Source organism: uncultured Alloprevotella sp. (assembly GCF_963536905.1).
GTDB lineage: Bacteria > Bacteroidota > Bacteroidia > Bacteroidales > Bacteroidaceae > Alloprevotella.
On record NZ_CAUTBW010000071.1, the window covers coordinates 1 to 8,312 of the forward strand.

Sequence of the window (8,312 nt, forward strand, 5' to 3'; positions counted from 1 at the left end):
CACTTATCAGTCCTGTCTTAAAGCCTTGCGACTACGGGCAGGTATTTCTTTTCCCTTTACTTCGCATACTGCAAGGCATACCTTTGCCACGCTTATCACCTTGGAACAGGGCGTTCCTATTGAAACGGTCAGCAAGATGCTGGGACATACGAACGTAAGTATGACCGAACGTTATGCGAAGGTTACGCCGCAGAAACTCTTTGAGGAGTTTAACCGTTTCCTTTCTTTCACTGTATTTTCAATTTCTCAAGGAGAAAATAAAATTTGTAGTATAGAAAATAAAATTTCTCAAGGAGAAATTTTAAATAGGCCTATTTTAATGATGCCTCAAAACTGCGTTATTTTCGTCCTCAGGCCTTTACGCTTGATTTCAAGCGATTCTCGGGGGCGTAAAATACGAAAAATTTTGACAAGTACAAAACCTTTAAGACACAGACTAAGAAGAAACACGAGCGAAGACAATAAAAGAGTTTTAGAACATCCTCCTACTCGCATTCTTCTCTGCGCTCTTCCGTCTCCAGAGCATTCGCTACAGCCGAGCGGAACGACCAAAGTTCGGAAGGAGGGAGTGCCGTGTCTAAGAAATTCGGGAAAGCTTCCATCAAATCCGTCAAGCGATTGAGTCGGCGGAGCGCAGCAAGCAGTATCTCATGGTGATCAAAAGCCAGCTTGGGCAGAGCATCTATGGGAGTCCACTGGGCATCGGCGGCATCATCATCGGCCAGAACTTGTTCCATCGGAGCAAACGACATATAAGCCACGGTCACCACAGGACCACGCGGATCTCTGTCGGGACGAGAGAAAACACCGAGTTCTACCAATGTCCCCACCTGCAAGTGGGTTTCTTCCTCCAATTCTCTACGAGCGCATGCAGGTAGATCCTCTTCGCCAACGTTCAGAAAACCACCCGGAAAAGCCCAATGGGACTTATAGGGATCTGCTGCCCGTTCAACGAGTAAGACATATAATTTCTTATCGTGAAAACTAAACACTACGTTATCGGCCGTCAAGGATGCACGAGGATACTTATAGGCATATTGAAACTCTTGTCCTTCGTGGACTTCACAATAAATATCTTTCATTCTTTCGTTTTTTTTGCAAAGCAAAATTAGCTCTTTCTAACTGAATAAAAGAAATATGTAGTTATCAAAACATTATCAGCTATTTTAGATTTTGAAGTTCCACCATTCAATACGCAGGAATCTGCTGATAAAACTTTAGGTTACAGTTGAATCTATAATTGAAAAGGCGTAATTTTGTAGCAATAAATTTTGGGATAAATATGATTAGTGCTAAAGACAAAGAGCAACTCGCTCAAAAAGGTATTTCGGAAGAGAAACTTAATGAACAATTAAACTGTTTCAAAACAGGTTTTCCGTATCTGAAACTTTATGCTGCAGCCAGCGTTGAGGAAGGTATTCTGAAGCCCACGAAAAAAGAGCAACAAGCATTTGCAGAAGCGTGGGACGAAGTAGCCAAGTCGCTCCACATCGTAAAATTTGTGCCGGCCAGTGGAGCTGCCAGCCGAATGTTCAAAGACCTCTTTTCGTTCAGCGAAGCTAACTATGATGTTCCAACGACCGACTTTGAAAAAACATTCTTCAACAATCTAGAGCATTACGCTTTCTTCTTTGCATTGGATGCGCAGTGTAAGACACTCCACAATAAAGGTTGCAAAGAACTTCTGAAAGAAGGCGAGTATAAAAAGATTGTTAACGCACTTCTCCAGAAAGAAGGCCTCAACTATGGTCAACTTCCGAAAGGACTTTTACTTTTCCATCGTTATGAGGATAGTGTTCGAACTCCTGCCGAGGAACATTTGGTGGAAGGCGCACTCTATGCCAAGGAAGCAGACGGCACTGTGAGCGTACACTTCACCGTATCGCCAGAACATCGCTCTTTGTTCGAGACACACATCAAAGAAAACGTGCCAGCGCTGGAAAAGAAATTCGGCGTGAAATATAACATTAGTTTTTCGGAACAAAAGAGTTCTACGGACACCGTTGCTGCTACGCCAAACAACGAACCTTTCCGCCTAGACGATGGCAGTCTGCTTTTCCGCCCTGCTGGCCACGGTGCATTGATTGAGAATCTCAACGATATTGCGGCAGATATTCTTTTCATCAAGAATATTGACAACGTAGTGCCCGATCGTCTCAAACCAGAAACGGTACACAACAAAAAAATGTTGGCGGGTATTCTCGTTTCACTGCAAAAGAAAACGTTTAATTACTTGCACCTGCTCGAAAGTGGGCAGTACAGTCCTATCGATTTGCAAGAGATAAAGCTTTTTCTCGAAAAGGAACTTTGCTGCAAGACTTTACTTCCATTAGAAGGGAAAGCGTTGGCCGACTATCTTTACCAGAAACTGAACCGCCCAATGCGCGTGTGTGGCATGGTGCCCAATGTGGGGGAGCCTGGAGGAGGCCCATTCCTCGTTTATAACCAAGACGGCAGTATCTCCTTGCAAATTTTGGAGAGTAGCCAAATCAATATGGACGATGAGAAAAGCAAAGCCATGTTTGTCAAAGGCACTCACTTCAATCCCGTAGACCTCGTTTGCGCTGTCAAGAACTACAAAGGCGAGAAGTTTAATCTGCCCGATTTTGTAGATAAGAATACAGGCTTTATCTCCCTCAAAAGCAAGAATGGCCGTGAACTCAAAGCCCTTGAGCTTCCTGGACTTTGGAACGGAGCGATGAGCGATTGGAATACAGTGTTTGTGGAGGTTCCTCTTATCACTTTCAATCCCGTCAAGACTGTAAACGATTTAATCCGCGAGCAACATCAGTAATCCGCACAACAGAATGAACTCTTTTCTGAAACTTTTTGTCCTATTCCTACAAGAGGCTGGTTTTGCGCTAGGCAATGGCTATGCTGCCATCTCTCCCTTGCGCAAAAAACTAACAGCCTCGGGCTTACTAACAGAAGAAGAATTTGACAACTCGCTAGCCATTGCGCAAGCTATGCCAGGCGTGTTCAGTATCAATCTTGCTGTTTATTTAGGACATAAAATATGCGGATGGAAAGGCAGTATAGCTGCAGCAATAGGAACCCTCCTCCCAGCTTTTGCTATTTTGCTCATTCTGTCCATTTTTTTCAATGGAGTTCAAGAGAACAAGCACCTCTCTGCTTTTCTAAAAGGTGTACGCCCTGGAATCATAGCCTTCATTGTGCTGGCTGTTATCAGAATGCTTAAAACTTCAGGTATCGCACTGGCCAATGTTTGGCTACCCATTGGTACCATAGCTTCTATTGTATTCCTCGGTATTTCGCCTGCCTATATCATTATAGCTATCGTCTTTGCAGCAATCTTATATGCCGTAACTATTCGTCCTAATGAATAAAAAAGAAGTCTGAATCATGCTTCTCCTTTATCTCTCACTCTTTATAAGCTTCTTTCTAACGGGACTTCTAGCTTTTGGCGGTGCTCCCGTTCTGCCAGCTTTCATTGGTAATATCTTCATCTCGCAACATGAATGGTTTAGCCCTAGCCAAGTGTCGAACTTAATAGCGCTTAGCATGATTACGCCTGGAGACCTTGCCTTGAATGCAGCAACAGTAGGCGGATACGCCACGACAGCTTCCACTCTCACAACAGGATATAGCATATTGGGAAGTTTTATTGCTACACTCGGCGTAACGCTCCCATCCTTTGTCAGTACAAGCATCTTCTGTCGCTTCAAAGGTCTATTACAAGAGTTGGGAATCACACAAACGGTTATCAGTTGGCTAAAACCTGTCATTCCAGGAATAGCCCTATCAGGAGCTATCCTATTGATGATGCCAGATGCAAAAGGAGGAGAGACGATGAGTAACTGGGAATTAGGTATTTCTATATTCCTCTTTATATCAACAATTATTGGTAGCGCAAAATTCAACTTTAGCCCCATTTTTATGCTTTTGCTTTGCGGCATTGCGGGCTGGATACTTTTCTAAAATAAAAACTAAATCCCATAGCATTTTGGGATAACATAACAACTATTCTAAGATGAGCTTCAACGTTCCTAAATCCGACAAAAAACGCGTGGTTATTGTCGGTGGTGGCTTTGGCGGCCTTCAAGTAGCCAATAGACTAAAACACTCCGACTTTCAAGTAGTACTTATCGACCGCAATAATTATCACCAATTCCCGCCCCTCATCTATCAGATAGCATCTGCTGGATTGGAACCCAGTTCTATCTCCTTCCCTTTCCGCAAAATATATCAACGTCGAAAGAACTTCTATTTCCGTATGGCTACGGTACGCTCCATCTTCCCTGAACAAAAGATTCTACAAACGTCCATAGGTAAGATTAGTTACGACTACTTGATTTTTGCAGCGGGTACTACTACCAATTTCTTTGGTAATAAGGATGTGGAAGAAGAGGCTATCCCCATGAAAAATGTGAGTGAAGCTATGGGACTGCGTAATGCGCTACTTGAAAACTTCGAGCGTGCAATCACTTGCGCCAGTGAACAAGAGCGACAAGAACTTCTAAACGTTGTAATCGTGGGAGGAGGTGCCACGGGTGTGGAAGTTGCCGGAGCGTTAGCAGAGATGAAAAACTACATCTTGCCTAAAGATTATCCAGACATGGACAGTAGTTTAATGCAGATCTATCTTATCGAAGCGGGCAACCGCTTACTTGCTGCAATGAACCCGAAGAACTCTAGCCATGCCGAACAATATCTCCGAGAGATGGGCGTTAACGTGATGCTCAATAAGATGGTTACGGGATATGAGAATCATCGCGTACAACTCAAAGATGGAAGCTCCATAGCCACACGTACTTTTATTTGGGTGAGTGGTGTCGCTGCTCAACCTATAGGCAACTTAGGGAATGAGTTCTTAGGCCGAGGGAGACGCATCAAAGTGGACGAATACAACCGTGTAATAGGACTTGACGGCGTCTTTGCCATTGGTGACCAATGTATTATGACAGCAGATGCTGAGTATCCTAACGGACACCCACAGTTGGCACAAGTAGCTATACAGCAAGGTCGCTTGCTTGCGAAGAACTTACAACGCCTAGAAAAGAACAAAGAACTCAAAGCTTTCCATTATCACAACCTCGGAGCTATGGCTACTGTTGGCCGTAATCGTGCAATTGCCGAATTCAGCAAGATTCGTATGCACGGTTTTGTGGCTTGGCTCATGTGGCTATTTGTACACCTCCGCTCCATTCTCGGCGTCAGAAATAAAATTATTGTTCTCTTCAACTGGGTATGGAATTATGTTTCCTACTCTCAATCGCTCCGCATGATTGTGTATGCGCGGAAAGCCAAAGAAGTACAAGAGCGTGAGAAACGTTTATCTTCACAACACTGGGGAAAGGACCTTCTTAGCGAAGGAGCAGACTAACATTTCCTTAAAAGAACGAGGGACGAGGTGCAAGACCAAGAGTTTGGAAAAGCAAACAAACTCTTCTCTTGCAGCTCGTCCTTTATAACTCTCACAACAACATTAGGACAATGAAATTTCCTGCAAATAAAATATTGCGGAGACACTTAAAGACAGGAGAGAAAAAACAAAATCTGGCAACACTCAGAGAACGTCTTAGAAAACGCTCCCAACAAATTGGAAGACTTTCTAAAAAGTCGCTGCGTAAGCAGGCAGCTTGGATTCGTCGCTTCAAATGGAGTTGTCTTGCAGCGTTCTTTCTCATAAGCTTAGGCCTAATATTTTTTCCTGCCTCTCTTGAAAATCAACTGTCAGGAATGGTGCGAGTAGAACTTACTTGTACCAATCGAATCATATCGCAAAGCGGCGACACACTTTATTCTAATGAACTTTCAACAAAAGTTGTTGACGAATCGCTATCTTTAGCTGATTCCATAAATCAAGCAAAACTATCAGGAAGCGGTTTCTTTGTATCGAATGGTGGACACGTTGTGACAGCCATTACAGCCCCCGCTTCTATGACTACAAAGAAAACGGACTACGCACTACGGCAGGAACTTCGCGAAGATAGCATTGCTCTCGAACTTTTGAGTAAGCAGCTCAAACGTAGTCACCGCGAATTTGATTATTATGCTCGTACGCACTCCGTCGTAGATGATGGATATAACGATGTTATGGCTCTTCGTGAGAAAGTAATTCTCCGACAGGCCAATGCAGACTCGATGCTCTCGCGTGTAAAGCGTATGCTTCACAGTAAACCTAAGTCGCTGTCCTGCAAACTTCTGCAATCTTATACTGTCAGTGTCATTTCACCCACTGACAGCGGAAAAGTCGTGATTAGACGTTATAAAGCCGCTCTTTGTCGGAACAATGGAGACAGCCTCTCTCTCCTTCAAATTGCAGGTAATTCGTTACCTAAAAACACACGGCATTTCTCTCCGTGGTACTTTAATCCACAAAATTGTATGCCTTTAGCACAACCTGAAATAGAACTTGGATTCCAGCAAACGAGAGAAAATACTGAGACTTTGTCGGATGCCGCTCAAACCAAGCCTCATCATAAATATTTCAGCAATACATCTATTGTTGTCAATCGTTGGGGGCAACTTGTGGGCGTTAATTACGGAAACAATTATGCAGACTTTAGCAGTTTGCACAAACTCTTTTATGCCCACCATTCCTACATAGGTTGGTTCGCCTATAATGTGGTAAAATGGTTTCGCAGTCTTTTCGACAATCACCACTATTTCCAAGAAGTTTCGCTCAAAGTTCCCACAGCTTCTCCCCGCAATATTTTAGGATGGAACACTGTGGGTAATCAGTATCAAGAGGTTGTTCTCGGAAAACAACATTATTCAGGCAGATATCTCCATCAGCAGCCTAATGGCGAGGGTACTATGATCTATGGCGATAGTTGCACTTATCAAGGAGAGTGGAAAAATGGTTTACGCGAAGGTTTTGGAACACTCCACATTCCGCAACGCGGAACATGGCAGGGATATTGGCACGCCGACACGCTGCAAAGTGGAACTTTTAACAATCTCACACAAGAGTATACAGGAAAGTTCAATCGGCATCTTGAATTTGAAGGAGAAGGAAAACTCCGAACATTCAAATCGTCCCAAATCAGCAACCACCCAATGCCCTATGCCATTGACAGCACATACTATGCTGGATTATGGAAAGCAGGAAAGCGAGCTAATTTTGGCATTGCAATTGAACCCAAGAAGACGATCCATGCAGGCATCTGGAAAAATGATCATTTTCTTGGAGAACAAATGATTTATACTTCACACCGCGTTTACGGTATTGATATTTCGCGTTTCCAGCACGACATCAAAAAGAAAACGTATGGCATCGACTGGTCCGATCTCCGCATCACAAGTCTTGGTAGCTTGAAGAGACGCATCCATGGAAATGCTAGTTATCCCGTTAGCTTTGTCTACATCAAAGCTACAGAAGGGAAAAAACTCCGCAACAAGTACTTCCATACTGATGCTCAACACGCCCGACAGCACGGTATCGCAGTTGGAGCTTATCACTTCTTCTCTACACACATCCCAGCGGCAGAACAAGCAACTTGGTTCCTCAAGTATGCAGCACCACATCAAGGAGATCTTCCACCTATGCTCGACGTCGAACCAACGGAAAAGCAAATCCAAGATATGGGTGGCGAAGACGTTTTATTTCGTGCCATGCTTTCTTGGCTACGTATTGTGGAACGCCACACCGGTACACGTCCGCTAATTTACGTTGGGCAAATGTTCGTGAATCGTCACCTACGCAAAGCTCCGCAGGAACTACAAGATCATGATATTTGGATAGCACGCTATTCAGAATTCAAACCTTTCGTACAACTACAATACTGGCAGCTAACATCGGAAGGTCGAGTAAAAGGAATTCATGGCGATGTAGATATCAACGTGTTTAATGGAACAAAAGAAAATTTTCAGAAACACCGCACTCTCAATGGAGTGAAACACTCCAAATAGGCCTTTTTCCAAAAAAGAATAAAGCCACAGAGATACAAGAATAAGGTACGAGGCTTTTCCTTGTGGGTATATTTTCTTTACACTTATTGGACTTAAAACTTACGTTTCTGAAACTGCTTCAAAGATGTGTCGGAGCCAAAAAGGAAGACTTTATTGCACCCGAAACAGTCACCTTTCTTAAAAAAAGAAAGCAAATTCCGACAAACAGATTCAGAGGAGCGGAAGATACAGGGCATTTTTACTTTCTTTGCAGTTCGCACATAAATCCATATATTTGCACCCGCTAGCTAAAAAAACTAGTGGGTGTGAAATTTCTCCACATCTCATCATTTGTAAATTGCATTTTCATAACAATGATTCCGCTTTTAGCGCTTTTATTTTTAGTAGTTTTCGCATCATTCACTTGCTCCGTACTCGAGGCATCTTTACTATCCACC

General features: G+C 43.4%; 6 protein-coding genes and 1 pseudogene. 6 read left to right on the forward strand and 1 reads right to left on the reverse strand.

The features are described from left to right. Positions 1–232: pseudogene (locus ABLA33_RS09615) on the forward strand (tyrosine-type recombinase/integrase); the annotation flags it as partial. Between the two features lie 253 nt (positions 233–485). On the opposite strand, the gene ABLA33_RS09620 reads toward ABLA33_RS09615, so the two are convergent. After that, a complete protein-coding gene (locus ABLA33_RS09620) occupies positions 486–1,082 on the reverse strand; it encodes an NUDIX hydrolase (protein WP_315090945.1) in 597 nt (198 codons plus the stop codon). Between the two features lie 200 nt (positions 1,083–1,282). On the opposite strand from ABLA33_RS09620, the gene ABLA33_RS09625 reads away from it, so the two are divergent. The 5 genes from ABLA33_RS09625 (at position 1,283) to ABLA33_RS09645 (ending at position 7,875) form a co-directional block, all read left to right on the forward strand. Next, the gene (locus tag ABLA33_RS09625) at positions 1,283–2,794 is read left to right on the forward strand and encodes a DUF4301 family protein (protein ID WP_347720137.1); all 1,512 of its coding nucleotides are present in this window, start codon (positions 1,283–1,285) and stop codon (positions 2,792–2,794) included. A gap of 13 nt (positions 2,795–2,807) precedes the next feature. After that, on the forward strand, positions 2,808–3,347 hold the full coding sequence (locus ABLA33_RS09630) for a chromate transporter (protein ID WP_347720138.1): 540 nt from the start codon (positions 2,808–2,810) through the stop codon (positions 3,345–3,347). 16 nt (positions 3,348–3,363) lie between these two features. After that, a complete protein-coding gene (locus ABLA33_RS09635) occupies positions 3,364–3,939 on the forward strand; it encodes a chromate transporter (protein ID WP_315090937.1) in 576 nt (191 codons plus the stop codon). A gap of 52 nt (positions 3,940–3,991) precedes the next feature. Next, positions 3,992–5,344, forward strand: a complete 1,353-nt coding sequence (locus tag ABLA33_RS09640; RefSeq protein ID WP_347720139.1) for an NAD(P)/FAD-dependent oxidoreductase — start codon at positions 3,992–3,994, stop codon at positions 5,342–5,344. A 356-nt stretch (positions 5,345–5,700) separates the two neighbouring features. Then, on the forward strand, positions 5,701–7,875 hold the full coding sequence (locus ABLA33_RS09645) for a GH25 family lysozyme (RefSeq protein WP_347720140.1): 2,175 nt from the start codon (positions 5,701–5,703) through the stop codon (positions 7,873–7,875). Positions 7,876–8,312: the final 437 nt, after the last annotated feature.

What these genes read in the sequence shown, in the direction of transcription:
- ABLA33_RS09620 (WP_315090945.1), bottom strand. Translation starts at nt 1,082, where the DNA reads ATGAAAGATATTTATTGTGAAGTCCACGAAGGACAAGAGTTTCAATAT.
- ABLA33_RS09635 (WP_315090937.1), top strand. Translation starts at nt 3,364, where the DNA reads ATGCTTCTCCTTTATCTCTCACTCTTTATAAGCTTCTTTCTAACGGGA.
- ABLA33_RS09625 (WP_347720137.1), top strand. Translation starts at nt 1,283, where the DNA reads ATGATTAGTGCTAAAGACAAAGAGCAACTCGCTCAAAAAGGTATTTCG.
- ABLA33_RS09645 (WP_347720140.1), top strand. Translation starts at nt 5,701, where the DNA reads ATGGTGCGAGTAGAACTTACTTGTACCAATCGAATCATATCGCAAAGC.
- ABLA33_RS09640 (WP_347720139.1), top strand. Translation starts at nt 3,992, where the DNA reads ATGAGCTTCAACGTTCCTAAATCCGACAAAAAACGCGTGGTTATTGTC.
- ABLA33_RS09630 (WP_347720138.1), top strand. Translation starts at nt 2,808, where the DNA reads ATGAACTCTTTTCTGAAACTTTTTGTCCTATTCCTACAAGAGGCTGGT.